Annotated in this window: 2 protein-coding genes; one reads left to right on the top strand and one right to left on the bottom strand. The window is 59.5% G+C overall.

Features of this window, described 5'->3' with window-relative positions:
- Positions 1–168: 168 nt before the first annotated feature.
- Complete coding sequence (locus tag K0625_RS24280) at positions 169–450, bottom strand: hypothetical protein (protein ID WP_220111924.1); 282 nt, start codon at positions 448–450, stop codon at positions 169–171.
- Positions 451–636: 186 nt separating this feature from the next.
- On the opposite strand from K0625_RS24280, the gene K0625_RS24275 reads away from it, so the two are divergent.
- A partial coding sequence (locus K0625_RS24275; protein ID WP_220111923.1) for a hypothetical protein occupies positions 637–980 on the top strand: 344 nt, incomplete at its 3' end.

Genomic DNA, 980 nt, shown 5'->3' with positions numbered 1-980 from the left:
GGCAGTGATGCAGCCACCTTGGATTACGTTGAGGCGCCAGCGCCAGCAGCGCCAACGGTTGAAATCACTGAAGATGCCAACAACGATGGTTACATCAACAGCGCTGAGCTTGACGGTCAAATCAACATCACCGTCACCCTCGATGCGGGCACCCAAGTCGGCGACACCTTAGTCGTCACCGACCAAGACGGTAACGAGCTGTTCAACGGCACCGTCACCACAGACATGCTCACCAATGGTCTGCCATTGACCATGGACGCCCCGGCGACGGGCACCACGGTCACCGTCACTGCGACCCTCACTAACGCCAATGGTGACAGTGCAGCGAGCCATGACAGCGCGACCTTGGATTACGGCACGGGCACCGGCGCACCGGCTAGCCCAACCGTGGTTATCACTGAAGATGCCAACAACGATGGCTTCATCAACAACGCGGAGCTTGAAGGGCAAATCGATGCCACCGTTAGCCTCGGCGCGGGCACCGTGGTGGGCGACACCGTCACCATCACCGACCAAGATGGCAACACCCTGTTCAGTGGCCCTGTGACCCAGGACATGCTCGATAATGGCATTAATGTCAGCCTCGATGCCCCAGCGACAGGCACGGAAGTGGTTATCACCGCCACCGTCACCGACGTGGCCGGCAACACCGCCACTGGTAATGACAGTGCCACTCTCGATTACGGCACAGGCACCGGCGCACCGGCCGCCCCAACCGTGGTTATCACAGAGGATACCAACAACGATGGTTACATTAATGAGGCTGAGCTTGATGGCCAAATCAATGCCACCGTCACCTTAGGCGCCGGCACAGTCATCGGTGACACCGTCACCGTCACTGACCAAGATGGCAACACCTTGTTCACGGGCACCGTGACCCAGGACATGCTCGATAATGGCATCGATGTCAGCTTCGATGCACCAGCAACGGGCACCACCGTCGCGGTCACCGCCACCGTCACCGACCCTGCTGGCAACAC

This window comes from Shewanella nanhaiensis, assembly GCF_019457885.1.
Lineage (GTDB): Bacteria > Pseudomonadota > Gammaproteobacteria > Enterobacterales > Shewanellaceae > Shewanella > Shewanella nanhaiensis.
The sequence above is the reverse complement of the archived record's forward strand: the minus strand, read 5'-3'. Positions and strand labels throughout refer to the sequence as shown.